21 protein-coding genes and 1 pseudogene are annotated in these 26,131 nt (G+C 62.9%); 19 read left to right on the forward strand and 3 right to left on the reverse strand.

What is annotated here, in order from left to right:
* Window positions 1–16: 16 nt before the first annotated feature.
* Both ruvB and AC1DVW_RS28280 read left to right on the forward strand, forming a co-directional pair.
* On the forward strand, window positions 17–1,054 hold the full coding sequence (gene ruvB / locus AC1DVW_RS28275; RefSeq protein WP_477327529.1) for a Holliday junction branch migration DNA helicase RuvB: 1,038 nt from the start codon (window positions 17–19) through the stop codon (window positions 1,052–1,054).
* A 134-nt stretch (window positions 1,055–1,188) separates the two neighbouring features.
* Window positions 1,189–2,100: a metallophosphoesterase gene (locus AC1DVW_RS28280; RefSeq protein ID WP_477327531.1), complete on the forward strand. Its 912-nt coding sequence runs from the start codon at window positions 1,189–1,191 to the stop codon at window positions 2,098–2,100.
* Here the strand turns inward: AC1DVW_RS28280 and AC1DVW_RS28285 are convergent.
* On the reverse strand, window positions 2,097–3,347 hold the full coding sequence (locus AC1DVW_RS28285; RefSeq protein ID WP_477327532.1) for a glycoside hydrolase family 5 protein: 1,251 nt from the start codon (window positions 3,345–3,347) through the stop codon (window positions 2,097–2,099). The genes AC1DVW_RS28280 and AC1DVW_RS28285 overlap by 4 nt on opposite strands.
* A gap of 56 nt (window positions 3,348–3,403) precedes the next feature.
* Here AC1DVW_RS28285 and ybgC point away from each other — a divergent pair, with 56 nt between their 5' ends.
* The 10 genes from ybgC to ppk2 all read left to right on the forward strand — a co-directional run bounded on the left by ybgC (window position 3,404) and on the right by ppk2 (window position 14,616).
* Window positions 3,404–3,877, forward strand: a complete 474-nt coding sequence (gene ybgC / locus AC1DVW_RS28290) for a tol-pal system-associated acyl-CoA thioesterase (protein ID WP_477327534.1) — start codon at window positions 3,404–3,406, stop codon at window positions 3,875–3,877.
* 299 nt (window positions 3,878–4,176) lie between these two features.
* The gene (gene tolQ / locus AC1DVW_RS28295; RefSeq protein ID WP_477246118.1) at window positions 4,177–4,887 is read left to right on the forward strand and encodes a protein TolQ; all 711 of its coding nucleotides are present in this window, start codon (window positions 4,177–4,179) and stop codon (window positions 4,885–4,887) included.
* Between the two features lie 9 nt (window positions 4,888–4,896).
* Window positions 4,897–5,352 (forward strand): protein TolR, encoded by a 456-nt coding sequence (gene tolR / locus AC1DVW_RS28300; protein ID WP_477246120.1) that lies wholly within the window; start codon window positions 4,897–4,899, stop codon window positions 5,350–5,352.
* Between the two features lie 8 nt (window positions 5,353–5,360).
* Window positions 5,361–6,515 (forward strand): energy transducer TonB family protein, encoded by a 1,155-nt coding sequence (locus AC1DVW_RS28305; protein ID WP_477246122.1) that lies wholly within the window; start codon window positions 5,361–5,363, stop codon window positions 6,513–6,515.
* 40 nt (window positions 6,516–6,555) lie between these two features.
* Window positions 6,556–7,866 carry a Tol-Pal system beta propeller repeat protein TolB gene (gene tolB / locus AC1DVW_RS28310; RefSeq protein ID WP_477246124.1) on the forward strand — a complete coding sequence of 437 codons (1,311 nt, stop codon included), beginning with the start codon at window positions 6,556–6,558 and terminating at the stop codon, window positions 7,864–7,866.
* Between the two features lie 271 nt (window positions 7,867–8,137).
* Window positions 8,138–8,644 carry a peptidoglycan-associated lipoprotein Pal gene (pal, locus tag AC1DVW_RS28315; protein ID WP_477246126.1) on the forward strand — a complete coding sequence of 169 codons (507 nt, stop codon included), beginning with the start codon at window positions 8,138–8,140 and terminating at the stop codon, window positions 8,642–8,644.
* 280 nt (window positions 8,645–8,924) lie between these two features.
* The gene (gene ybgF, locus AC1DVW_RS28320; protein ID WP_477327536.1) at window positions 8,925–10,028 is read left to right on the forward strand and encodes a tol-pal system protein YbgF; all 1,104 of its coding nucleotides are present in this window, start codon (window positions 8,925–8,927) and stop codon (window positions 10,026–10,028) included.
* Window positions 10,029–10,085: 57 nt separating this feature from the next.
* Window positions 10,086–11,453: a tRNA lysidine(34) synthetase TilS gene (tilS, locus tag AC1DVW_RS28325; protein WP_477327542.1), complete on the forward strand. Its 1,368-nt coding sequence runs from the start codon at window positions 10,086–10,088 to the stop codon at window positions 11,451–11,453.
* A 122-nt stretch (window positions 11,454–11,575) separates the two neighbouring features.
* The gene (ftsH, locus tag AC1DVW_RS28330) at window positions 11,576–13,504 is read left to right on the forward strand and encodes an ATP-dependent zinc metalloprotease FtsH (RefSeq protein WP_477246130.1); all 1,929 of its coding nucleotides are present in this window, start codon (window positions 11,576–11,578) and stop codon (window positions 13,502–13,504) included.
* Window positions 13,505–13,686: 182 nt separating this feature from the next.
* The gene (gene ppk2 / locus AC1DVW_RS28335; RefSeq protein ID WP_477327538.1) at window positions 13,687–14,616 is read left to right on the forward strand and encodes a polyphosphate kinase 2; all 930 of its coding nucleotides are present in this window, start codon (window positions 13,687–13,689) and stop codon (window positions 14,614–14,616) included.
* Window positions 14,617–14,668: 52 nt separating this feature from the next.
* Here the strand turns inward: ppk2 and AC1DVW_RS28340 are convergent, their stop codons facing one another.
* Together AC1DVW_RS28340 and AC1DVW_RS28345 are read right to left on the reverse strand one after the other, a co-directional pair.
* A complete protein-coding gene (locus tag AC1DVW_RS28340; RefSeq protein WP_477235077.1) occupies window positions 14,669–15,121 on the reverse strand; it encodes a hypothetical protein in 453 nt (150 codons plus the stop codon).
* Window positions 15,122–15,362: 241 nt separating this feature from the next.
* The gene (locus AC1DVW_RS28345) at window positions 15,363–16,370 is read right to left on the reverse strand and encodes a hypothetical protein (RefSeq protein WP_477327540.1); all 1,008 of its coding nucleotides are present in this window, start codon (window positions 16,368–16,370) and stop codon (window positions 15,363–15,365) included.
* 365 nt (window positions 16,371–16,735) lie between these two features.
* Here AC1DVW_RS28345 and glmM point away from each other — a divergent pair, with 365 nt between their 5' ends.
* The 7 genes and pseudogenes from glmM to AC1DVW_RS28380 all read left to right on the forward strand — a co-directional run.
* Window positions 16,736–18,088, forward strand: coding sequence for a phosphoglucosamine mutase (gene glmM / locus AC1DVW_RS28350; protein ID WP_477270667.1), 1,353 nt, complete (start codon window positions 16,736–16,738; stop codon window positions 18,086–18,088).
* 254 nt (window positions 18,089–18,342) lie between these two features.
* Window positions 18,343–19,194 carry an outer membrane protein gene (locus tag AC1DVW_RS28355; protein WP_477270669.1) on the forward strand — a complete coding sequence of 284 codons (852 nt, stop codon included), beginning with the start codon at window positions 18,343–18,345 and terminating at the stop codon, window positions 19,192–19,194.
* 187 nt (window positions 19,195–19,381) lie between these two features.
* Window positions 19,382–20,254 (forward strand): outer membrane protein, encoded by an 873-nt coding sequence (locus tag AC1DVW_RS28360; RefSeq protein WP_477246142.1) that lies wholly within the window; start codon window positions 19,382–19,384, stop codon window positions 20,252–20,254.
* A gap of 183 nt (window positions 20,255–20,437) precedes the next feature.
* Window positions 20,438–21,613 carry a phosphoserine transaminase gene (locus AC1DVW_RS28365; RefSeq protein ID WP_477246144.1) on the forward strand — a complete coding sequence of 392 codons (1,176 nt, stop codon included), beginning with the start codon at window positions 20,438–20,440 and terminating at the stop codon, window positions 21,611–21,613.
* A 175-nt stretch (window positions 21,614–21,788) separates the two neighbouring features.
* Window positions 21,789–23,387 carry a phosphoglycerate dehydrogenase gene (gene serA, locus AC1DVW_RS28370; RefSeq protein ID WP_477246146.1) on the forward strand — a complete coding sequence of 533 codons (1,599 nt, stop codon included), beginning with the start codon at window positions 21,789–21,791 and terminating at the stop codon, window positions 23,385–23,387.
* A gap of 412 nt (window positions 23,388–23,799) precedes the next feature.
* Complete coding sequence (locus AC1DVW_RS28375; protein ID WP_477270673.1) at window positions 23,800–25,098, forward strand: adenylosuccinate synthase; 1,299 nt, start codon at window positions 23,800–23,802, stop codon at window positions 25,096–25,098.
* Window positions 25,099–25,172: 74 nt separating this feature from the next.
* Window positions 25,173–26,131 (forward strand): annotated as a pseudogene (locus AC1DVW_RS28380) (hypothetical protein); the annotation flags it as partial.

A 26,131-nucleotide genomic window follows, 5' to 3' on the forward strand; every position in this document is an offset into this window, starting at 1 on the left:
GTGCGAGGAAGGCGGCATGAGCCTTTCGCCCCGTCTCATTGCGCCCGACAAACGCGGCGAGGATGCCGAGCAGACCTTGCGGCCGCAGACGCTTGCCGATTTCGTCGGCCAGGCGGCGGTGCGGGCCAATCTCAAGGTTTTCATCGAGGCGGCCAAGGGCCGCGGCGAGGCGCTCGACCATGTGCTGTTCGTCGGGCCACCCGGCCTCGGCAAGACGACACTGGCGCAGATCATGGCGCGCGAACTCGGCGTCAATTTCCGCTCGACCTCCGGCCCAGTCATCGCCAAGGCCGGCGATCTGGCGGCGCTGCTGACCAATCTCGAAGACCGCGACGTGCTGTTCATCGACGAGATCCACCGGCTCAATCCTGCCGTAGAAGAGATCCTCTATCCCGCAATGGAGGATTTCCAACTCGATCTGATCATCGGCGAAGGGCCGGCGGCGCGCTCTGTCAAGATCGATCTCGCCCGTTTTACCCTGGTTGCCGCGACCACGCGGCTCGGGCTGTTGACCAACCCGCTGCGAGATCGTTTCGGCATTCCGGTGCGGCTCAATTTCTATTCGGTCGAGGAACTGGAGCAGATCGTGCGGCGCGGCGCCCGCATCCTGCAAATGCCGCTCGGTGACGATGGCGCGCTGGAGATCGCGCGGCGCGCCCGCGGCACGCCGCGCATCGCCGGCCGGCTGCTGCGCCGCGTGCGCGATTTCGCCAGCGTCGCCGGTGACGGCCATGTCGACCGCCAGATCGCCGACGAGGCGCTCACGCGGCTGGAGGTCGATGCGCTTGGCCTCGACGCGCTCGACCGCCGCTATCTGTCGATGATTGCCCGCAACTTCGGCGGCGGACCGGTCGGCATCGAGACCATCGCCGCCGGCCTGTCCGAGCCGCGCGACGCCATCGAGGACATTATCGAGCCCTATCTGATCCAGCAGGGGTTTATCCAGCGCACGCCGCGCGGCCGCGTGCTGACCGCCAATGCCTGGCGGCATCTCGGCCTCGACGCGCCGAAGGATCTGGCGCAGCAGCAGATCAGCCTGTTCCAGGAAGAGTAACCAATATTTCTGCCGCCGGCTTCGGTCCTGCGCAAAATCTCCTAACCTTCGCCGGCTTGCCGGCGCATTGCTTGGTTTTAACGAGCTTGGCGGTGTCGGTGCGGATTGCGCCAATCAAGTGCCGGAGTTGAGCAATGATCACCAGACGCGGGTTCCTGAAAATCGTCGGGGGTTCGTTCCTGTCGGTCGCTTCGCTCAGCGCCTATGCGGTCGGCATCGAGCCCATGCTTCTGACGCACGTGAAGCGCTATGCATTGACGCCGCCGCACTGGCCTGCCGGGTTGAAGCTGCGCATTGTCGCGCTGGCCGACATCCACGCCTGCCGGCCCTGGATGACACCCGAGCGGATCGCTTCGCTGGTCGAGCGGGCCAATGCGCTGCAGCCAGACCTGATCGTTCTGCTCGGTGACTACATTTCGGGTATGCCGCTGGTGACGGACCAGGTGGAAGCGCCCCAATGGGCCTCCGCCCTGTCGGGCCTCAAGGCTCCGCTCGGCGCGCTGTCGATCCTCGGCAATCACGACTGGTGGTGGGATGTTGCCGCCCAGCAAGCGGGAGTCGGGCCGACAGTGGCGCGCAAGGCGCTGGAGAACGTTGGCATTCCCGTGCTGGAAAACGACGCCGTGCGGCTGGAGAAGGACGGGCAAGGCTTCTGGATCGCCGGGCTTGCGGATCAACTCGCCTTGCGACCGGGCAAAGGGCGCAGCGCATTCGAGGGCCTGGACGACCTCGACGGTACGCTGGCGAAGGTGAGCGACCACGCGCCGATTATCCTGCTAGCGCATGAGCCGGACATATTTCCGAACGTGCCATGGCGGGTTTCGCTGACGCTCTCCGGCCATACCCATGGCGGCCAAGTACGGCTGTTCGGCTATTCGCCGGTGGTGCCGTCCCGCTTCGGCAACCGCTTTGCCTACGGCCATGTCGTCGAGCACGACCGCCATCTCATCGTTTCCGGCGGGCTCGGCTTCAGCATCATGCCGGTGCGCTTTGGAATGCGCCCGGAAATCCTGCAGATCGATCTCGGTTCCGCCTTAAACGCTTAGTGAAGGGACTTGATCGCGTCCATCACGTTCGGTTCGGCTTTGTCGCTGTTGAAAGCGTCGACGATGCCGAAGGCGCCGCCGTAGCTCCATACCGACCACGAGAAGCCATGCGCTTCGGCGCGGGCGACCATATCCTTGACATAGGCAGCCCGGTACTCGGCCGGCATCACATAGGCATTGCCATATTCCTGGCGGATCATGCCGAACTCGCCCAGCGTGATGTTTTCCGGCTTGATGCCGTTGGCCCTTGCCCAGGCTTCAACCAAGGTGAACGGCGCGCCCATCGCCGCGAGCAGCTTTTCTTTCGTATCCAGGCTGGCCACCTGCTCGTCGAGATAGGCGAGCAGGCCGCCCCGCCGCGACCAAGGTGCCTCGGCCTTGATCCTGGCGCGGATGGTGTCGAGCGTCACGTCGAGCTGGGCGCGCGGCACCGCTGTCAGCGGATAGGGCAGGCCGGTCACATAGGGAATGAAATCGCCGGCCCAGGTCGCGCCTTGATGGGTGAGCAGGAACGGATCGTAGGAGTGGAAGGTCCAGATGACGTTGTCGTCGGGGATCGTTTTCGGATCGATCTTCGTCAGCGACGCCGCGTTGGAATAGCAGGCGCCGGTTAGGATCAGCGTCAGCCGGGTGGCCGAAGCACGCGCCGCTGCGAACAGTTTTTTCTGCCGATCCGGCCACAGGCTGGTGCCGTCGCTGTCGCAGTCGACGATCGGCTCGTTCATCGGTTCGAAGGCGACTTTCGTGGGATCCTCTGCGGCCAGCGTGTGGGCCATATTGCGGATCATCTCGACATAGGCGTCGAAGGTTTGCGGGTCGTCCATCACCTCGCCCATACCGACCTTGCGGCTGGCGCCGGACGGGATCAGGTGCATGTCGACGATCACCTTCAGCCCCGCACGGTTGATCATGCGTACCGAGTCCAGCACGCTGGCATAGAGGTCGTCGCGCAGTGCCGGCGTCTGGTCGGACAGGAAGGGCGACGGGTCGACTGGCATGCGCAGGAAATCGAAGCCAGCGTCTTTCAGCGCCTTGAGGTCGTTCTCGCTGATAAACTTGCGCCATTCCGGATAGGGCAGGATGGCGCCCGGGTCGCTCCATTTGTCCTCGCTTGGCCAGGTCGTCCACTGGTCGAGATTGAGGCCGCGCTTCATCGAAAAGCTCGCGGCGTGGCCCGGCATGACCAGGCCGGCCAGTATAAGCAGTGCCGCCGTCAAGGTCTTGATCATCGTCGTCAACAGTGCCATCGGGTTGCTGCGCCACCACAAGCAGGTGCCTTGTCAGGGCCAAAAAGGAAAGCGCAATGGACGATCATGGTGAATCGGCAGCGCTCTCGGCCGGTCTTTCCGGCGCGCTGACGGCGTTCGGCCACCGGCTGATGGCGCGGGTCTACTATGCCGACACCGATTTCTCCGGCGTCGTCTACCACGCGCGCTATCTCGAATTCTTCGAGCGCGGCCGTTCCGACTATCTCCGGCTTACCGGCGTCCACCACACAGAGCTTGCCGAGGGCAAGCATGGCGAGAAGATCGTCTGGGTGGTGCGGCGCATGGAGATCGATTTCCGCGGACCCGCCCGCATCGATGACATTTTGACCGTCGACACCCGCACCGAGGAGATTTCCGGCGCCCGCATCTTCATGGCCCAGCAGTTGAAGCGTGGTGACGAAGTGCTGGTCGAGGCGCGCGTCGAGGCGGCGATCATCGGTGAGAACGGCAGGCCAAGACGTTTCCCCAGGGAATGGGTGGCAGCATTTCTGCCCAAGCCAAGCGCTTAGAAATCGCTTCTATCGACATTTCCGGCAATCGAGCGAGGCGAAGTAGACCCTTTGCCTGGCGGCGAGGCGCGGCAATGCGCCGCGCCTTATTTCCTAACCCATCCTTAACCATAACGGTTCATGAAGAGATTGGTGAAGATTGGAAGAATCCAAGCGCCTTCCTTTCACCAATATTTGCCCTGAAAAGGCCGCCAACGCTGCATTTTGGGGTTATTCCGCGAGCCTCGCGCGAACGGACCACAAGGGATGCCCAGGGGCCAGCCGCCAGCCATGCCCGGAAAATCTTTAAGGACGTAATCATGGAAAACATCGCACTCGCCGAACCGGGCGCGCAATTGTCGATTTGGGCGCTGTTCATGCAGGCCAGCTGGGTGGTCAAGCTGGTGATGATCGGCCTGCTCGGCGCTTCGATCTGGACCTGGGCGATTGTCGTCGACAAGCTCGTCGCCTACGCCCGCATGCGGCTCGCGCTCAACCGTTTCGAGCAGGTGTTCTGGTCGGGACAGTCGCTGGAAGAGCTTTACCGCACGCTCGCCGACCGCAAGACCGCCGGCATGGGCGCGATTTTCGTCGCCGCCATGCGCGAATGGAAGAAGAGCTTCGAGAAGGGCGCCAAATCGCCGCTCGGCCTGCAGACGCGCATCGACAAGGCGATGGATCTGGCGCTGACCCGCGAGATGGAGAAGCTGGAAGGGCGTCTCGGCTTCCTCGCCACGGTCGGCGCGGCCGCGCCGTTCATCGGTCTGTTCGGCACCGTCATCGGCATCATGACGTCGTTCCAGGCGATCGCCGGATCGAAGAACACAAGTCTTGCCGTCGTGGCGCCCGGCATTGCCGAAGCGCTGCTGGCGACCGCCATCGGCCTGCTCGCCGCCATCCCGGCCGTCATCGCCTACAACAAGCTGTCGTCGGACGCGAGCAAGATCGCGGTGCGCATGGAGGGGTTCTCGGATGAGTTCTCCGCCATACTCTCGCGCCAAATCGATGAAAAAGTCGCGCAGAAGGCCTGAGGAACGATCATGGGAATGTCTGTAAGCGCGGGCGGTGGACGCGGCGGACGCGGGCACAGGCGGCGTGGCCGCCATCATGGCCTGATGTCCGAGATCAACGTCACGCCGATGGTCGACGTGATGCTGGTGCTGCTGATCATCTTCATGGTCGCGGCGCCCTTGCTGACGGTCGGCGTGCCGATCGACCTGCCGGATACGCAGGCCAAGGCGATGAACGCCGACACCCAGCCGATCACCGTTTCGATCGATGCGGCCGGCAAGATCTTCCTCCAGGAAACCGAGATTCCGATCGACGAGCTGGTGGCCAAGCTGCAGGCAATCTCGAAAACCGGCTATGAGGAGCGCATCTTCATCCGTGGCGACAAGGCCACCGACTATGGCACGGCGATGAAGGTGATGGCCCGCATCTCGGCCGCCGGTTACAAGAATATCGGCCTCGTCTCGCTCCAGGAACAGGATCAATAGACAAGAAGATGAAGACCGGCCTCACCACATCGGTGATCTTGCATGCTGTCGTGCTCGGCTTCGGTCTGTTCACGCTGTCAGCGCCGGCTGCGCTTCCGACCGCCGCTGAGTCGGTCGCAGTCGACATCGTGCCGATGGAAGCGATGGCGCAAGTCCTGCAAGGCGACAAGAAGGCCGTGATGCACGAAAAGCCGGCGCCGTTGCCGACCCAGCGTCCCGATATCGTGCCGGCCGCCCAGAAGGTTGGCGAGAACAGTGTCGACACCGACAAGCCGGTGACGCCAGAAGCCAAGCCCAAGCCGGTCGACACCACGTCGGCTCCGCCGCCCGCACCGACACCGGTCGAGAAACCGAAGACCGAGGACGTGCCGAAGCCGCAGGAAAAGCCAAAGCCTATTCCGGCGACGGAAGTGGCGCCGGCGCCGCAGCCGAAGGAAGAGGTCAAGCCCGAGCCGGTCAAGCAGACCGACCCCAAGCCGACACCGGCCAAAGAGCCTACGCCGACGCCGCCGGAGGACAAGACCGCCGCGATCGAGCCGACGCCCGAGGTGAAGCCGGATGCGGTGGCCGAAGCCATAGCGCAAGATCCGCCAACCGAGGCGACGCAGCTTCCGGATTCCGCACCCGCGCCGGAAGCGCGGCCGAAGCCGCAGCCGGCGCAGGCCGAAAGCGCCAAGGCGCCGGAGCGCAAGGATGCCGACAAGCCGGTCAAGGAAGCCTCGTCGAAGCCGAAATCGGATGACAAGCAGTTCAATGCTGACGAGATTTCCGCCCTCCTCGACAAGCAGAAGCCGTCGGGCGGTGGCGCCAAGCGCTCGACCCAACAGGCGTCGCTCGGCGGTGACAAGGACCAGGGCCAGAAGCTGTCGCAAAGCGAAATGGGCGCACTGTCCGATCAACTTGGCGGTTGCTGGACACTGCCGGTAGGGCTCGAGGGTTCGGAGAACTTCGTCGCGGTGGTCCTCTTCAATCTGGACGCCTCCGGCAAGCTCGATGGCAGGCCGACCGTCGAGAAATCGAGCGGAAACCGTCAGTTCGATGAGAGCGCTGTGCGTGCCGTTCAGAAATGCAACATGGCCGGCCTGCAGGTTCCTCCCGGTAAACAGGATATCTGGGCTCAGGTCCGGGTTACTTTCGATCCGAGGGAAATGCTTGGCCTCTAGGCCTGGCGTCCCCAGAATCAGTTAAGAGAAGCGAGAAGACATGAAATCCATCCTCAAGCCACTCCTGATGATCACAGCGATGGCGCTGGGCATGACTGCGAGCGCCATATTGCCGGCGTGGGCGTTGGTCGAGATCAACGTCAACAAGGGCAATGTCGAGCCGCTGCCGATCGCTATTACTGATTTTCAGGGCGGTGATGCGCTTGGCGCTCAGATTTCCGATATTGTCAGCGCCGATCTGAAACGCTCCGGCCTCTTCGCGCCGATCGACAAGAGCGCCTTCATCGAGAAAATCGCCAATCCGGACGCCGCCCCTCGCTTCGACGACTGGAAGGTCATCAATGCGCAGGCGCTGGTCACCGGCAGTGTCAACAAGGAGGCAGACGGCCGCATCCGCGCCCAATATCGGCTGTGGGATACTTTTGCCGGCCAGCAGATGTCGGGCGAGCAGTTCTTCGCCAACGACGCCAATCAGCGTCGCGTCGCCCATATCATCGCCGACGCCATCTATGAGCGGCTGACCGGCGAGAAGGGCTACTTCGACACGCGGGTCGTCTTCATCGACGAATCGGGCGCCAAGAACGCCCGCAAGAAGCGCCTCGCCATCATGGACCAGGATGGCGCCAATGTCCGCTATCTCTCCGATGGCAAGTCGATCGTGCTGACGCCGCGTTTCTCGCCGAATCGGCAGGAAATCACCTATATGTCCTATGAAAGCGGCCAGCCGCGGGTCTATCTCTTGCAGATCGAGACCGGGCAGCGCGAACTGGTCGGCAATTTTCCCGGCATGACCTTTGCGCCGCGCTTCTCGCCCGACGGCCAGAAGGTGATCATGAGCCTGCTGCGCGATGATGGCAATTCCAACATTTTCGCCATGGATCTGAGGAGCCGTTCGACGACGCGGCTGACCAATTCGACCGCTATCGACACCTCGCCATCCTATTCGCCCGACGGCAGCCAGGTGGTGTTTACCTCCGACCGCGGCGGTCGCGCGCAGATCTATGTGATGGGCGCCGACGGCTCGGGCCAGAACCGCATCTCCTTCGGCGACGGCGTCTATTCGACACCGGTATGGTCGCCGCGCGGCGACCTCATCGCCTTCACCAAGCAGACCGGCGGCGAATTCCAGATCGGCGTCATGAAGACCGACGGCTCGGGCGAGCGCATCCTGTCTTCCGGTTTCCAGCAGGAAGGGCCGACCTGGGCACCCAACGGCCGGGTGCTGATGTTCTTCCGCGACTCTGCCGGAGGCCCGAAACTGGTTTCGGTCGATCTCACCGGCCGCAACGAACAGTCGATCCCGACCTCGAACTTCGCTTCGGACCCGGCCTGGTCGCCCTTGCTGGAATAAACCATATTGGGGTTTTTCGGGCGAGCCTCCGCTCGCTTCGTTGCAACTTGGCAACAGTACCTCAAAAGCCCCATTTTGGGGCTTTTTTCACGCCAAAGTCGCGTTTTGGCCGCATTTCCGCCTACGGTCCGCGACCAATGTGACATCAGGTCATTTCGGCTGTGGACGGCAGCCGAAACCAAATCTTAACCGTGTTTGTTGAATGCCGGTTAACCCAAACGTGGTTACTGGGTGATCAATGAAATCACTCGAAATACGAAGGAGAGGCGGCATGGGCCGTATCGCAGCACTTACCAGAAACCCGGTCATGATCGCGCTCGTCGCGATGCTCGCCATCACCGGTTGCGCCTCGAAGAAGACGCCGAACAGCGCCGCCGATCTCGGCCTCAACGGCGCCGGCGCGGCAACGCCCGGCTCGGCACAGGACTTCACCGTCAACATTGGCGACCGCATCTTCTTCGATACCGACTCCACCGCGATCCGCGCCGACGCGCAGACGACGCTTGCCCGTCAGGCGCAGTGGCTGAACCAGTACAAGCAGTATGCCATCGTCATCGAAGGCCATGCCGACGAGCGCGGCACGCGCGAGTACAATCTGGCGCTCGGCGCCCGCCGCGCCGCCGCCACCCGCGACTTCCTGGTGGCAAAGGGTGTTTCGGCCCAGCGCCTGAAGACGATTTCCTACGGCAAGGAACGCCCGGTCGCGGTTTGCGACGACATCTCCTGCTGGTCGCAGAACCGCCGTGCGGTCACCACGCTCAGCGGCGCCGGTTCCTAGCGCATGATCCCGAAAATCGGTTTCGATTTTCGGAAAGGGATCGTGCGCCAGGTCAAAGTGCTTCAGCGTCCTTTGCGCGTTCGAAAGAACGCGCGGCGCTGAAGTCGGCAAAAATACAACACATCCATGCGAAAGGCGGCCAAATGGCCGCCTTTTTCATATCTGGACCAGCGAAACAAAATTTGGCCGAAGTCTCACGTCCTGCTAAGAGCCGAGGGTGCCTGACCGGTCCACCCCGACCGGAAAGGCGCATACCAACGATTTTCACGGCGAGAGGCACATGCATTTCAGAACGGTCTTGAGCGGCACCCTTGCGCTGCTGCTCCTATCAAGCGTCGCCGCTCCGGCAAGCGGCACCGGGCAACCAGCGGAAAGTGGTTTTTCCTTCCATTTGCCCACCCTCGGCATTTTCGGCGACAATAAGAAACCGGATCAGCAGCAGGTCGCCCAGCAGTCGGACGGCACCACCGCCACGGCGCTCGAGGAGCAGCTGCGGCAGATGAACGGCAAGATCGAGGAGCTTAACTTCCAGGTGCTGCAGATGCAGGAGCAGATCCGCAAGCAGCAGGAAGACAACGAGTTCCGCTTCCAGCAGTTGGAAGGCGGTTCGCAAGGCGCACAGCAGCCTCCGGCACAGAAAAAGTCGGACGCCACGACCACCACCGACGACAGCGTCGCCGAGGCGCCGGCGACGCCGGCGCCGGCCGATGCCGGCACGGCGCCCGCCAGTGATCAATCCGCAGGCGGCCAGAGCGTTCAGGATGTCATCATCGAATCGCCGACCGGCGATCCCGGCACCACGGTGCAGGGCACGCCGCCGAAGACCTTCGGCACCATCACCGTCGACAAGAACGGCAATGTGGTCGACGCCAACGGCAACACGCAGGCCACCGCACCGGCGGAGACTGCCGTTCCCCCGACAGAAGCCCCGGCCGCCGGCGCCAAGGCCGGCAAAACCGCCAAGGCCGATGGCACGGTGGTCGCGGCGCTGCCCTCCACCAACGATCCGGAAGAGCTTTACCGCAATTCCTACCAGTTCATCCTGTCGGGTGACTACAGCACCGCCGAGGAAGGGTTTCGCGACCATATTTCCCGCTTCCCCAAGGACGCCAAGGCGGCGGACGCGCATTACTGGCTGGGCGAGTCGCTGCTCGGCCAGCAGAAGTACCACGACGCGGCCGAGGTTTTCCTTGCCGCCAGCAAGGACTACCCGAAAGCCAAGAAGGCGCCTGACATGCTGTTGAAGCTCGGCGTGTCGCTGGTTGGCCTCAAGCAGAAGGATGTAGCCTGCGCCACCTTCGGCGAGATCGGCAAGCGCTATCCCGACATTTCCGGCGCGCTCAAGGAACGCGTCAAGCAGGAGAAGGCGCTCGCGGCGTGCTAGCCTTTCCCTTGCATGTCGTTGTCCCAAAACCGGGACCACATTTGGGCGACATGCATGATGCTCGATACCGAGCCTGACCTTTCGGATTTTTCGCAGATCGACTTTACCAACGGCGCTGTTGCGGCCGTGTCCGGCGGCAGCGATTCGACCGCCGTTCTCCTTCTCCTCAAGAACCATCTCGAGCGTACCGCACCGGCAACCAAGCTGCTGGCGGTGACGATCGACCACGATTTGCGGCCGGGTTCGGCAGCAGAGGCGCAAGCTGTGGCTGGGCTCTGTGCCGGGCGCGGCATTGCACATCGCACTCTGCTCTGGTCCGGGCCAAAGCCATCGACCGGGCTGCCCGCCGCCGCACGCGAGGCGCGCTACCGGTTGCTGGCACAGGCCGCGCAAGCCGCTGATATCGGCCTGATCCTGACTGGCCACACCGCCGACGACCAGGCCGAGACGGTGCAGATGCGGCACGCGCGGGAGGAGGGCCGAGGGCCTGCTGAAACGGCAGGCCGCGGCCTCGCCGGTATGGCGCCGGCAACCCTCTACGATTGGCGCATCTGGATCTTACGGCCGCTGCTTGGCGTGCGACGGACGGCATTGCGCGCGTTCCTCCAGCGCGAACATGTCGGCTGGATCGAAGACCCGACCAACACTGACAGGCATTTCGAACGGCCGCGCATCCGCGCGGCGCTCGCCGGTGACGATGGGCAGCGGTTTGCGGCGGCGATCGCCTTGGCCAGGCAGGCTGCCACCGAACGCGAACAGCTTGGCCATCGCGCGGCCGGGCTGATCCGTGCCTTCGCCAGCCAGCCGACCCCTGGTCTCATCCGTCTCGACCCCGGCTTTGCCACCGCCAGCGATGGCCTGGCTGCAGTCTACGCCTTGCGCATCCTGCTGGCCGCTTGTGGCGGCGTTTCCTTTCTGCCGGACCTGGCCCGCAGCGAAGCGCTGTTCGACAGCTTAAGGGCCGGGCCGCTTTGCGCCACATTGTCGCGGACGGTGGTAGACGCGCGGCGGGCCGGCATCTTCCTGCACCGTGAAACCCGCGATCTGCCACCCGCGGCACCTGCGGCGAACGCTGCCCTTTGGGACGGTCGCCGGTGGATCACATCGGGTGACATTTCGGATGGATTGTTGATCGCGCCGTTGGGAGCGGCTGCTGCGGCCAGGCGCACTCTCGCCGAAGACGGCACGCCACCGAGCCTTGTCCGCGCCGCGCTCGCCGCTGAGCCAGCGTTTTGGCGCGACGGGGAATGCCTTGGTCTGGCGCAGGACAGCCCGGTGTTGCGGGCAATCGCGGCACATCCGGTCGTTGCGCCTTTTGCCCGCTTCCTGCCGTCCTTCGATCTGGCACCGGCCAGCGCTGTGGCCAAGCTGATCGGCGCGCCCCCCGTTCCGGCCCCGCCTTTCCACGGCCACACTGCCGGTTGATCATGGGCGAAAGCTTAACCCAGACGTGCTGTTATGCTTGGCAAGGGGAAGCGCTCTCCCTATGTTAGGCCTAAGTTTCCTCTCATGACTGTGTCCGCCAGCGGACGCCAACGGGACAATTGATGAATCCGAATTATCGCAATCTCGCGCTCTGGGCGATCATAGCGGTCCTGCTCATCGCACTCTTCAATCTGTTCCAGACGCCGCAGACGCGTGGAGCCTCGAGCGACGTCCCCTATTCGCAGTTCCTGCAGGAAGTCTCGGCGGGCCGGGTCAAGACGGTAACGATCGCCGGCGCCCGTATCTCCGGCACCTACACGGACAGCGCAAGCGGCTTCCAGACCTACTCGCCTGGCGATCCGCAACTGGTGTCGAGGCTGCAGGAGAAGAATGTCACCATCAATGCCCGTCCTGAATCCGACGGTTCGAACACGCTGTTCGGCACCCTGATCGGCTGGCTGCCGATGCTGCTCATCCTCGGCGTCTGGATATTCTTCATGCGCCAGATGCAGTCCGGCTCCGGTCGCGCCATGGGCTTCGGCAAGTCGAAGGCCAAGCTTCTGACCGAGGCGCATGGTCGCGTCACCTTCCAGGACGTCGCCGGTGTCGACGAAGCCAAGGAAGATCTGGAAGAGATCGTCGAGTTCCTGCGCGACCCGCAGAAGTTCCAGCGGCTGGGCGGCAAGATTCCGCGCGGCGTGTTGCTGGTCGGGCCTCCGGGAACCGGCAAGACGCTGCTTGCGCGCTCGGTCGCCGGTGAAGCCAACGTGCCGTTCTTCACCATTTCCGGTTCGGACTTCGTCGAGATGTTCGTCGGTGTCGGCGCATCCCGTGTCCGCGACATGTTCGACCAGGCGAAGAAAAATGCGCCCTGCATCATCTTCATCGACGAAATCGACGCGGTCGGTCGCCATCGCGGCGCCGGTCTTGGCGGCGGCAATGACGAGCGCGAGCAGACGCTGAACCAGTTGCTGGTCGAGATGGACGGCTTCGAGTCCAACGAAAGCATCATCCTGATCGCCGCCACCAACCGGCCCGACGTGCTCGACCCGGCGCTGTTGCGTCCAGGCCGTTTCGACCGCCAGGTCGTGGTGCCGAACCCCGACATCGTCGGCCGTGAGAAGATCCTCAAGGTGCATGTGCGCAACGTGCCGCTGGCGCCCAATGTCGATCTCAAGGTCATCGCGCGCGGCACGCCGGGCTTTTCCGGCGCCGACCTGATGAACCTCGTCAACGAATCCGCCCTGATGGCGGCGCGCCGCAACAAGCGTCTCGTCACCATGGCCGAATTCGAGGACGCCAAGGACAAGATCATGATGGGCGCCGAGCGCCGCTCGTCTGCCATGACGCAGGCCGAGAAGGAGCTGACCGCCTATCACGAGGCCGGCCACGCCATCCTCGCGCTCAATGTGCCGTCGGCCGATCCGCTGCACAAGGCGACGATCATCCCGCGCGGCCGGGCGCTTGGCATGGTCATGCAGTTGCCGGAAGGCGACCGCTACTCGATGAGCTACAAATACATGATCTCGCGCCTCGCCATCATGATGGGTGGCCGCGTTGCCGAGGAGTTCAAGTTCGGCAAGGAGAACATCACCTCGGGCGCCTCCTCCGACATCGAGCAGGCGACCAAGCTGGCGCGCGCCATGGTCACGCGCTGGGGTTTCTCCGACAAGCTCGGCCATGTCGCCTATGGCGACAACCAGGAGGAAGTGTTCCTCGGCCATTCGGTGGCGCGTACGCAAAACGTCTCGGAAGAGACGGCGCAGATCATCGACGCCGAAGTGCGCCGGCTGATCGACGAGGCCTATGTCTCGGCCAAGTCCATCCTGACCAAGAAAAAGAAGGAATGGATTGCGCTGGCGCAAGGCTTGCTCGAATACGAGACGCTGTCGGGCGAGGAGATCAAGCAGTTGATCGCCGGCCACAAGCCAGCCCGCGACCTTGGCGACGACACGCCGCCGAGCCGTGGCTCGGCCGTGCCGAAGTCTGGCGGCCGCCGCAAGAAGGGTCCGGAGCCCGAAGGCGGCATGGAGCCTCAGCCGTCAAGCTAGGGTCCGGCCAGGACAGGTTTTTCAAAACGCTGCGGCTCAAACCGCGGCGTTTTCTTTTGGGGCAGGACATTTCCATTCGGGCGTTGCACCCCATTGGCTTGACTCCCCTCACAGTCGGTATTGAATCGATTAGCCGGCTGCCGCCGGATCAACCGGCGCGGCTGCGTGGGAGGTGTGATCAAATGGGCAAGAGGGACAAGCAGGCCAGAAATGCTCCGGTCGGAGGCGATATCCATCTCGACGCGGTCGAGGGCCAGGCAAAGGAAGCAGCCTGGCAATTGCCGAACGGCGATGCCGGCGGGGGCAAGAAAAAGAAGAAGAAGGCCAAGCAGACCAAGGCCAAAAAACCCTACCGCTATGTCGACGAGCTGGTCCGGCTGCAGTTCGAACTGATCAAGCTGCAGGATTGGGTGCAAAAGGAAGGGCTGAAGGTCGTCGTGATCTTTGAAGGCCGCGACGCTGCCGGCAAGGGCGGTGTCATCAAACGCATCACCGAAAGCCTCAATCCGCGCGTCTGCCGGGTCGTCGCACTGGGCACGCCGACCGAGCGCGAACGCAGCCAATGGTACTTCCAGCGCTATGTCCAGCATCTGCCTGGCAAGGGCGAGATCGTGCTGTTCGACCGCTCCTGGTACAACCGCGCCGGTGTCGAGCGCGTCATGGGATTCTGCACCGATGACGAATACAGCGAATTCCTGCGCTCATGCCCGCTGTTCGAGGAGATGCTGATCAAGTCCGGTATCATCCTGATCAAATACTGGTTCTCGGTTGGCGATGACGAACAGGAGCGCCGCTTCAAGGAACGTATCGACAATCCGATCAAGCGCTGGAAGCTGTCGCCCATGGACCTGAAGTCGCGCGAGCACTGGGCCGAGTATTCGCGGGCCAAGGACATGATGCAGAAATTCACCGACACCGATCAGTCGCCGTGGAACATTGTCGATGCCGACAACAAGAAGAAGGCGCGGCTCAATTGTATCAGCCATCTGCTGACGCGGATTCCGTACAAGGAAATCCGTCCGGCGAAGATAAAGCTCAGCCCGCGTCAGAAGGACGACGGTTATGTCCGTCCACCCAAGACCAGCCAGCACTGGGTGCCGACCGTCTACTGATCTTGCACAAAGAAAAACCCCGCGAACCTGGACAGGTCCGCGGGGTCCTGTATCAGCTCTTCAGCTTGGCGTTGCAGAGGCTGTAATAGCCGCCGCCCTTCTGGATCCAGCGAAGGCCGTTCAACGTACCTGCGTCCTTGTTGCCGTGGTAACCCTGCAGGCAGGTCTTCATCCGCGCCTTCGCGGGCTTTTCGGTCTTGAACTCGGCGGCGAGGGTGGTCGGGAATGTCACGCCCGCCGGCGCTACAGCGGGGGCGACCGCCGCGCTGGTTTCCTTCTTCGGCTGCGGCTCGGTTTTGACCGTATCCGCGCTGGCACTCTCCGCAGCTGACGTAGCGCACTTCTCCGTGCGGAAAGCGGTCCAATCCATGCCGTTCAGAGTGCCGCCTTCCTTGGCTGTGCGATAGGCCTCGCCGCATTCCTTCATCGTCAGTGCGCTTGCAGGGGCGACGCTCCAAGCAACCCATGCCGTCACAGCCAATGCCGCCAATTTCAATCTGGACATAAGACCCTCCTGGTTGACAAAAGTTCGATGTCCTTTTGTATACTGTTTGTTCTGCATATGTTCAATTGGAATCTTTGCAAACCACCGATAAGTCTGGCGGTGGGCAGTGTGGGCGAATAGATGACGCCGACAGCTTCCGCGATATGTAGACGCGAGCAAAGCCGGGCGTATTCGAGCGCAACAAAAAGGCCCGCGCATGTTGCAATGCGCGGGCCTTTGTCTGGAGAATATGGCTACGCGATCAGCTCTTCAGCTTGGCGTTGCAGAGACTGTAGAAGCCGCCGCCCTTCTGGATCCAGCGAAGGCCATTCAGCGTGTTGGCATCCTTGTTGGCGTAGTAGAGCTCGAGGCAGGTGTGCATGCGGCCCTTGGCCGGGGTCTCGCTGGCGTATTTCTTCGAGATCGCCGTCGGGAACTTCACACCTTTGGGAGCGGTGACCGAGGGCTTCTCGGGCTCGCTGGTATAGGTCGCCTCGCTCGGAGCCGGCACGGTGTCGTCGTCATCTGCGCCGGCGCCGCATTCGGCCTTGCGGAAGTCATTCCACTTCTTGCCGCCCAGCGTGTTGGCGGTCTTGGCCGCCTGATACTTGGCGCTGCATTCGACCATCGTCAGGCCTTTGCCGGCGTCGGCTGCCTTGGTCGTTGCTTTCACCGGTTCAGCCGTAGCCGACGTGCCGGCAGCGCATTCGGTCTTGCGGAAGTCGTTCCACTTCACGCCGCCCAGCGTGCCGGCGGCCTTGGCCGCCTGATACTTGGCGCTGCACTCTTTCGTCGTCAGGCCCTTTGCCTCGTCGGCAGGCGCTGCAGCCGCCTTGGTCGCCTTGGTCGTCGCCTTGACTGGTTCAGCCGCGGCGGACGCGCCGGCGGCGCATTCGGTCTTGCGGAAGTCGTTCCACTTCACGCCATTCAGCGTGCCGGCGGCTTTTGCGGCCTGATATTTGGCGCTGCATTCCTTTGCCGTCAGGCCAGGTGCGGCGTCAGTGGCGGCAGCCTTGGTGTCGGCCTTTGCAGCGTCGGTGGCCTTTGCCGTCTTCTTGGCTGGCTTGGTGTCGGTGGTGGTGGCGCTGGCGTCGGTGCCGCATTCTGCCTTGCGGAACTGGTTCCAGGTCGCCCCGTTCAGCGTACCGGCATCCTTGGCGGTGTTGTATTTGGTACTACACTCGGCCATGGTCAGCGCATTGGCTGGCGCCGCCAGAAACAAGGTCACGACGGCAAGACCCGTCAAAGTGGCTAGTCGGTGGATGAGCATAGCGTGTCTCCGTTGCTGCAGCCCATATATGTCCCTTGCGGATCATTAGCTCTCAACGATCGGTTGCGCCAGATGCAACTGGTGCGGATGCAGCCAGAAAGTGCATTCCTCCCGATAAGGTGATGAAATTATTGTGTCCTGCGCCGCCGAGGCAAGCTATTCCGGGTGAATCTTGGCCGGCCAGTGCGCCGTGGCTGGTGTATTGCCGAAACACCGTGTCGCCATGGTAAGCTGTCGAATCATCTTAACAGCCGCCACAATGATTTTCTAAGGAATCGTAATATATAATCATACAATGTGATGATCGGGTGCGGCCCAATTGTGGCACTACGGGCGGCTGAAAAACCGACGGGGATCTGGCTAGCATGGCAGGGCGTTATTTCGGCACGGACGGCATTCGCGGGCGCGCCAACAAGTTTCCGATGACGGCGGAGATCGCCATGCGGGTCGGCATGGCCGCCGGCCTGTCGTTTCAGCGCGGCAGCCATCGCCACCGCGTCGTGCTCGGCAAGGATACAAGACTTTCCGGCTATATGATCGAGAACGCGATGGTGTCGGGCCTGTGCGCCGCCGGCATGGACGTGTTCCTGCTCGGCCCCATTCCGACGCCTGCAGTCGCCATGCTGGTGCGGTCGCTGCGCGCCGACATCGGCGTGATGATCTCGGCCTCGCACAATCCCTATTACGACAACGGCATCAAACTGTTCGGCCCCGATGGCTACAAGCTCTCCGACGAGATCGAGGAGCGGATCGAGGGAATGCTCGACAAGGACATCGAGTTGGCGCTCGCCGATTCGGACGGGCTGGGCCGCGCCAAGCGCGTCGATGGCGTGCATGACCGCTATATCGAATTCGCCAAGCGCACTCTGCCGCGCTCGATGTCGCTTTCGGGCCTCAGAATCGTCGTCGACTGCGCCAATGGCGCTGCCTACAAGGTGGCGCCCGAGGCGCTGTGGGAACTAGGCGCCGAAGTCGTCGCCATCAATGTCGAGCCCAACGGCTTCAACATCAACAAGGAATGCGGCTCGACCCATCCGGCCGGACTGCAGAAAAAGGTGCATGAGGTGCGTGCCGATATCGGCATCGCGCTCGACGGCGATGCCGACCGCGTTGTCATCGTCGACGAAAACGGCGCCATCGTCGATGGCGACCAGATCATGGCGCTGATCGCCGAGTCCTGGCACCAGAGCGGCCGGCTGGCCGGTGGCGGCGTCGTCTCGACGGTGATGTCCAATCTCGGCCTCGAACGCTTCCTCGGCGGCATGAACCTGCAACTGCACCGCACCAAGGTCGGCGACCGCTACGTCGTCGAACACATGCGCGCGCACGGGCTGAATGTCGGCGGCGAACAGTCGGGCCACATCGTGCTGTCCGATTTCTCGACCACCGGCGATGGCCTGGTCTCGGCGCTGCAGGTGCTGGCCTGCATCAAGCGGCAGAACCGGCCGGTCAGCGAATTGTCGAAGAAGTTCGAGCCGGTGCCGCAGCTGTTGAAGAACGTGCATATTTCCGGTGGCAAGCCGCTTGAGGAGGCGCCGGTCAAGGCGGCAATCGAAGACGCCCGCAATCGCCTCGGCAAGGCCGGGCGCCTGGTCATCCGGCCATCTGGCACGGAGCCGCTTATCCGTGTCATGGCCGAAGGCGACGACCCGCAACTGGTCGAGGCCGTCGTCAACGACATCGTCGAGGTCATTTCGGAAACGCGTAGCGCCGCCTGATCCCGGCGTGTCCAGGGGACGCGCAGCGCTGTCGGCTCGAGACGTTACAAAGCCCGCCTTCAGGCGGGCTTTTTTATCCAGTCGACGCAATACCGCGCCTCGGGCAGGCAGTGTCTTCTCGTTAAAATTGTATAGATTCGTGGTTAATCGACACGGTTAAACGCCTTTTAACCTTTGCAATTCATTATCCACAACTGAGGTCAATCACATTCGGGCGGGGTTCGATGGTCCGAGAGTTCTCAGGGGTGACAAGCATGTTCAATACAGCACGAAAGGCCCTCTTTGCCGCGCTGCTCGCGGGAATGGCCGGACCAGTATTCGCCGCCGATTTGGCGGAGCCGCAGGTCGAAGAAGCCCCGCCGCCGGTTGCCTACGAGCAGCCCGCCGATCTTGGCGGCTGGTACATTCGCGGTGACATCGACTATCACTGGTCGAAGTTCGGTGGCGGCGACTACACCACCTACAATGCGGCACCGCCCCAGCTTCCCGGCAGCTTTGCCACCGGTTCGCTGAAGAGCGCTTTCTCGGCCGGCGCCGGTGTCGGTTATCAGATCAACCAGCATTTCCGCACCGACCTGACCGCGGACTGGATGTCCAGTTCGAAATTCCGCGGCTCGACCAGCGGCTTCTGTAATACGCCCGCTCCCGGCACGCCTTGCGTTTCGACCGACACCTCGTCCTATTCGGCGCTGCTGCTTCTCGCCAACGCCTATGTCGATATCGGCACATGGCACGGTGTGACGCCCTATGTCGGCGCCGGCATCGGCGGCGCCTGGGTCAAGTGGGACACGCTGCACAACAGCGATGCCGACGGCGATTTCTTCCATAGCGGTGGAAAGGGCTGGCGCTTTGCCTATGCCGCCATGGTCGGCGCTTCCTACTGCCTGACCGACCGGGTCAAGCTCGATGTCGGCTACCGCTACAGCCACATCAATGGCGGCAAGATGTTCGAATACGCCGCCGACAGCAATGTCGGTCCGGGCTACGACCGCGGCATCAGCGTCCACGAAGTGCGCGGCGGCCTGCGCTACCAGTTCGGCAGATCGGATTGTGCCCCGGCGCCGGAGCCCTACGTCCCAGAGCCGCAGCCGATCTACACCAAGTAGTCGCTTCGAAATCCTCAAGCTTGCGAACCGCCCGGCCTTGCCGGGCGGTTTTCGTTTGAGCCGAAAGCTCATCGAAATCAATTCGGTAACTCTCCGTTATCCTTAACCGGCACTTAACCACTATGGTTAACAATGCTCTCAAACGGCGCTCGTGATTGCGATGCGCCAACTTCGGGAGCCGAGGACCATGACCTTTAGATCGCGTATCGCATTGATGCTTGCCGCAATCGTCCTTATGCCGCTGGCGCCCGTGCATGCCGCCGACTACGACCCGCCGATCTATGTCGATCAGGCACCGGACTATCAACCGGTCGAGGTCGGCTCCGGATGGTATCTGCGCGGCGATCTCGGCTATTCCTTCAGCCATCCGTTCACCGACGAAAGCAACGCGCTCGGCGTCACCAACTTCTCCCAGAGCAGCAGCCTTTTCACCGGCAGTGTCGGCATTGGCTACCATCTCAACGACTATCTTCGGCTCGAGCTGAATGGTGGAATCCTGCCGAGCAACGAGTTCGGCGACCATGCATTGGTGCCAAACGGGTGCGCCGGAACGACAAACAGTCTGTTCCCTGACGGGAGTGGCGGGTTCATCATCGTTCCGGTGGCTGCGACCCAGGACTGTATGGCATCGAACTACGGTACCAACAAAGGCTACAGCGTCATGGCCAATGGCTATGCGGACCTCGGCACCTATGTTGGTATCACTCCGTACATCGGTGGCGGCGTCGGCATCGCCTACAACAGGTATTTCAAGACCCAGGGCGAGCGCGATTGCGTTGAAATCGCCCCTGATGCGACGTCGGGCGCTGGCGGCTTCGCGTGTAACGATCCGGCCGGATACAAAGGGTCGGAAGACTCCCAGGCCAAATTCAACCTCGCCTACTCGATCGGTGCCGGCCTGTCCTATCAGGTGTCCAAGAATGTCTCGCTCGACCTCGGCTACGAGTACTTTTCGATCCCGAGCGGTAAATATGTCGCTTATGACGGCGGCGCCTTCAACATCCACAAAGGCATCAGCTATCAGACGGTCAAGCTCGGCCTGCGCTACGACCTCTGGTAGGTTTGCGGGAGCCAGATTGGAGCGGCGGGTCTTGCGGCCCGCCGTTTGCTTTTGCGCCACATGCGGCCGGTATCCTGGCCGCGACAGAAACTTTCCTCTTGACGCCTGAAGCCTGAACGCATATCGCCGTCCGTGGGCCACCCCTCCCCAACGAGGGGCCACTATCTGGAAGGATAGACCACGATGACGACGCATACGAAGCCTGGACTCCGTCCGGCAAACCCCAATTTTTCCTCAGGTCCCTGCGCAAAACGCCCCGGCTGGTCGGTCGAGGCGCTGAGAAATGCTGCGCTCGGTCGCTCCCACCGCGCCAAGATCGGCAAGACCAAGCTCGAACAGGCGATCGAGCTGACGCGCGAAATTCTCCAGGTCCCGGCAGATTATCGCATCGGCATCGTGCCGGCGTCGGATACCGGCGCCGTCGAGATGGCACTGTGGTCGCTGCTCGGCGAGCGCGGCGTCGACATGGTCGCCTGGGAGAGTTTTGGCTCCGGCTGGGTCACTGATGTGGTCAAGCAGTTGAAGCTCGCCGACGTGCGCAAGATCGAGGCTGGCTACGGCGAACTGCCTGACCTGAAAAAGATCGATTTCGACCGCGATGTCGTCTTCACCTGGAACGGCACCACGTCTGGCGTGCGCGTGCCGAACGGCAATTTCATCCCGGCCGATCGCAAGGGCCTGACCATATGCGACGCCACCTCGGCGGCGTTCGCACAAAGGCTCGATTTCCAGAAGCTGGATGTCGTCACCTTCTCCTGGCAGAAGGTGCTGGGCGGCGAGGGCGCGCACGGCATGCTGATCCTGTCGCCGCGCGCCGTCGAGCGGCTGGAGAGCTACAAGCCTGCATGGCCGCTGCCGAAAATCTTCCGCCTGACATCGGGTGGCAAGCTGATCGAAGGCATCTTCAAGGGCGAAACCATCAACACGCCTTCGATGCTGTGCGTCGAGGATTATCTAGATGCGCTTGCCTGGGCAAAGTCGATCGGCGGCCTCGAGGCCCTGATTGCTCGCGCCGACGCCAATGCCGCCGTGCTTGACGGCTTCGTCGAGAAGTCTTCGTGGCTCGGCCATCTTGCCGTCGAGCCGGCCACGCGCTCGAACACTTCGGTATGCCTGTCCTTCACCGACCCGGATATCGCGGCACTCGATGCCGACGGCCAGGCGGCTTTTGCCAAGGGGCTGGTTTCGGTGCTCGACAAGGAAGGCGTTGCCTATGACATCGGCGCCTATCGCGACGCACCGCCCGGCCTGCGCATCTGGTGCGGCGCGACGGTCGAGACGTCCGACCTCGAAGCGCTGCTGCCTTGGCTCGACTGGGCCTTTGCCGCGCAGAAGGCGTCGCTGAAAGCGGCGGCCTAATCCCTCCCCCTTGAGGGGAGGGTGGCCCGAAGGGCCGGGTGGGGTCGCCTCCACCTGGCTCCACATCCCACCGAAAGAAGATTTGGCCGAGTCCGGCCGTACCGACCCCACCCCGGCGCTACGCGCCGACCCTCCCCTCAAGGGGGAGGGACGCCAATCGCAAAGGATCACGCCAATGCCCCGCGTTCTCGTCTCAGACAAACTCTCCACCACCGCCGTGCAGATCTTCAAAGACCGCGGCATCGAGGTCGACTATCTGCCCGATCTCGGCAAGGACAAGGAAAAGCTGCTCGAAGTCATCGACCAGTATGACGGTCTTGCTATCCGCTCGGCGACCAAGGTCACTGAAAAGCTGATCAATGCCGCCACCAGGCTGAAGGTCGTCGGCCGCGCCGGCATCGGCGTCGACAATGTCGACATCCCGGCGGCAAGCCGCAAGGGCATCATCGTGATGAACACGCCCTTCGGCAATTCGATCACCACGGCAGAGCATGCGGTGGCGATGATCTTCGCGCTGGCCCGCCAGATCCCAGAAGCCAACGCTTCGACCCATGCCGGCAGATGGGAAAAGAACCGCTTCATGGGGGTCGAGATCACCGGCAAGACGCTGGGTGTCATCGGCTGCGGCAATATCGGCTCGATCGTCGCCACGCGCGGCGTCGGCTTAAAGATGCATGTCGTCGCCTTCGATCCATTCCTCTCCGACAAACGCGCCGAGGAGCTTGGCGTCGACAAGGTCGAACTCGACGAGCTGTTTGCCCGCGCCGACTTCATCACCTTGCACACGCCTTTGACCGACAAGACGCGCAACATCATCGATGCCGCGGCAATCGCCAAGATGAAGACAGGCGTGCGCATCATCAACTGCGCGCGTGGCGGGCTGGTCGTCGAGGCTGATCTGGTCGCGGCGCTGAAGAGCGGCAAGGTTGCCGGCGCCGGCATCGATGTGTTCGAGGTAGAGCCGGCGGACAAGAATGAACTGTTCGGCATGGAAAACGTCGTGGCGACACCGCATCTCGGCGCTTCGACCGCCGAGGCGCAGGAGAATGTGGCGCTGCAGGTCGCCGAGCAGATGGCCGACTATCTGATCAAGGGCGCGGTCTCCAACGCCATCAACATGCCGTCGATCACCGCCGAGGAAGCGCCGCGGCTAAAACCCTTCGTCAAGCTCGCCGAAGTGCTCGGCGCCTTTGTCGGCCAGGTCACCGAGGACCCGATCACGGAGGTCGAGATTCTGTTCGACGGCTCGACCGCGACGATGAACACGCGCGCGCTGATCAGCGCCACGCTTGCCGGTCTGATCCGGCCGCAGGTCTCCGACGTCAACATGGTGTCGGCGCCGATCATGGTGAAGGAACGCGGCATCATCGTTGCCGAGGTCAAGCGCGACAAGTCGGGCGTGTTCGACGGCTATATCAAGCTGACGGTCAAGACCGAGCACAAGACGCGTTCGATCGCCGGCACCTGCTTCTCCGACGGCAAGCCGCGCTTCATCCAGATCAAGGGCATCAATCTCGACGCCGAGGTCGGCCAGCACATGCTCTACACCACCAATGCCGACGCACCCGGCATCATCGGCTTGCTCGGTACGGTCTGTGGTGAGAACGGCGTCAACATCGCCAACTTCCAGCTCGGCCGCAACCGGCCCGGCGGCGACGCCATCGCGCTGCTCTATCTTGATGCACCATTCCCGGAGAATGTGCTGGAACAGGTGCGGGCGCACAAATCGATCGACTCGGCCAAGCGGCTGCAATTCGATGTCGGCGGCGTATAGGCCGGATTTGCCATGAAGGATGGAAGGCGCGAACCCGTTTCGCGCCTTTTCGTTTTCTAGACCCTCGTTGGAGCTGCCGATGCTTCACCGCCCTGCGGCCGCTATTTTCGGCAAGGCCGATGCCGCCCAACACCAGCGCCAGCGCCGCCCCACAGCAAGGTGGTGAACAGCAGGAACAGATAGGCGTTTCGATGCATGGCGAAATCCAGCCGGAGGAAGGCATGGCGAGGGTCGCTGCCGACCTATTGCGGCTGCTCAGCCAAGTAAATGATGCGAATAGCGAAAATTGTTGTGCCTCAGGGCGTTTTCGGCTGCAAAGAATGGTCGCGCCCGCCGGGTCTTGACGTTATAGAGGCCTGTCGTTTCGAACCGTCTTCAAGCCGCCATGGCGGCATCTCAAGGGAAAAGAAACATGGCCAATGTGGTGGTCGTCGGCTCGCAGTGGGGCGACGAGGGCAAGGGCAAGATCGTCGACTGGCTGTCGGAACGCGCCGACGTTGTCGTGCGCTTCCAGGGCGGCCACAATGCCGGCCATACGCTGGTCGTCGACGGCAAGGTCTACAAACTGTCGCTGCTGCCGTCCGGCGTGGTGCGACCAGGCAAGCTGTCGATCATCGGCAATGGTGTCGTCTTCGATCCGCACGCTTTCGTCGCGGAGGTGGCGAAACTGAAGGCGCAAGGCGTCGAGGTGACACCGGACCGCCTGAAAATAGCCGAAAACACCGCGCTTATCCTGTCACTGCACCGAGAGCTGGACGGATTCCGCGAGGACGCCGCTTCCAATTCCGGGACGAAGATTGGCACGACCCGTCGCGGCATCGGCCCCGCCTATGAAGACAAGGTGGGCCGGCGCGCGGTTCGGGTAATGGATTTGGCGGATTTGGAAACGCTGCCCCTGAAGGTCGACAGGCTGCTGACGCACCACAATGCGCTGCGCCGCGGGTTGGGCCATGCCGAAGTCACGCATGATGCCATCCTGCGTGAGCTGACCTCGGTCGCGGATGAGATCCTGCCCTATATGGACCGTGTCTGGAAAATCCTCGACGACAAGCGCCGCGCCGGCGAGCGCATCCTGTTCGAGGGCGCGCAAGGCACGCTGCTCGATATCGACCATGGCACCTATCCGTTCGTCACCTCGTCCAACACCGTCGCCGGCCAGGCTTCCGCCGGTTCCGGCGTCGGTCCGGGCGCCATCGGCTATGTGCTCGGCATCACCAAGGCCTATACGACGCGTGTCGGCGAAGGCCCGTTCCCGACCGAACAAAAGAACGAGATCGGCGAGTTCCTCGGCACGCGGGGTCATGAGTTCGGCGTCGTCACCGGCCGCAAGCGCCGCTGCGGCTGGTTCGACGCGGTGCTGGTGCGCCAGGCCGTCGCCGTCAACGGCATCAAGGGCATCGCGCTGACCAAGCTCGACGTGCTCGACGGCCTCGACGAGATCAAGGTCTGCACCGGCTACCGGCTCGACGGCGAGATGATCGATTACCTGCCGGCCAGCCAGGGTGCGCAGGCGCGGGTCGAACCGGTCTACGTGACGCTGGAGGGCTGGAAAGGCACTACCGCCGGCGCCAGAAGCTGGAACGATCTGCCGGCCCAGGCGGTCAAATATGTCCGCTACATCGAGGAGCTGATCGGCGCGCCGGTCGCACTCCTTTCCACCAGCCCGGAACGGGACGACACAATACTTGTGACCGACCCGTTTCAAGACTAGTTTCTCAGCCTTTCCGGGCATCGCGGCCGATTTGCGGGGGCCGGCCCAGGAACAAAATACAGGTCGACTGAAGCATGGCAGATTTTGTTGCTGTTCTGAAAAAGACGCTCGACAATCTCGGCGAAACGACGCCGGAGGTGCGTGCCAGGGTCTATGACAAGGCCCGCTCGACCATCGCGGCCAAGCTCGCGGCCATCACGCCGCCGCCGCCGTCGTCGGTCGCCGATCGTCAGAAGCGCGCGCTGGAAGATGCTATATCGAGCGTCGAGCGGGACTACGCCAGAACCGTGCCGGCGTCCGATCCGCTGGCGGAACTGGAACACATTTTTTCCTCCATCGACCGCAACAAGAACCAGCCGAGCCACACCAGGCAGCCGGTGAAAACCGAGCCGGCCTGGCAGCCGGCGGCACCAGCTGCCAAGCCGGAGCCGAGCTGGCAGAAAGCGACTCCGGTCCCGTCGCAGAAAGCGCCTCCGGCCCCGTCGCCTTTCGACCCCGCCGACAACCGTCTTCCGGACTTCGACGCGGCGTCGAACGACAAGGGCGATGTCTTTGCCAATGACGAGGAGCCCGTTGAGAATACATTCCAGCGCCTGCGTCCGGCCGAGCGTAAGCGCAGCTATGGCGGGCTGATTGCCGCCGCCGTCGCGTTGCTGGTGATTGCCGGCGGCGGCTATGGCATCTGGCTGAACAAGGATGCGTTCGGGAAGATGTTCAGCGGCAATGGCGCCGTTGTCGCCAAGGTCGAACCGGCGAAACCCGCCCCAGCCAAACCGGCGACCACCGATGCCGCGGCACCGGCTGCTGCAGATGCCGAGGGAACGAAGTTCACCCAGCGCCTGACGCCCGAAGGTAGCGAGGTCGACCCGGGTCCGGCGGCAGGACAAAGCGGCATTGGCGAGGGCGAATCCGTCGCCGCGCTGACCACACCGCCTCCGCCCGCACCTGCGCCAGCGACGCCTGCTCCGCCTGCCGGCGATGCTGCAGCCACGGCTGCGCCAACTGCGCCGCCGCCCGCCGATGTGGCTGCCCC

It is taken from the genome of Mesorhizobium sp. P3_B5, from assembly GCF_056402815.1.